Here is a 286-nt window from a genome sequence, read left to right as displayed (position 1 = left end):
TCGGAGAGGCTGTGCCATTGTCCGAGCAGGACGGCTTTGAACATGGACAACAGGGGATAGGCGGGACGGCCGCGGTGATCTCTAAGGTAACGGGTTCTTTGACGATTCAGGTACTGTTCGATCGGTTGCCAATCAATTACCTGATCCAACTTCAATAGTGGGAAGCGGTCGATGTGTTTGACGATCATGGCTTGGACGGTTTGCTGAAAGAAGGTGGTCATGGAAAATCCCCTAAATGTCTTAGTAGGAATTTAGGGGATTTTGGGGAATTTTGCAAAGGTCTCAG

At 49.3% G+C, this 286-nt stretch carries 1 pseudogene; it reads right to left on the bottom strand.

Features of this window, described 5'->3' with window-relative positions:
* A pseudogene (locus ACTHSN_RS10795) lies at positions 1 to 221 on the bottom strand (IS5/IS1182 family transposase); the annotation flags it as partial.
* Positions 222 to 286: the final 65 nt, after the last annotated feature.

It is taken from the genome of Neisseria sp. P0009.S010 (assembly GCF_051958545.1).
GTDB lineage: Bacteria > Pseudomonadota > Gammaproteobacteria > Burkholderiales > Neisseriaceae > Neisseria > Neisseria subflava_A.
The sequence above is the reverse complement of the archived record's forward strand: the minus strand, read 5'-3'. Positions and strand labels throughout refer to the sequence as shown.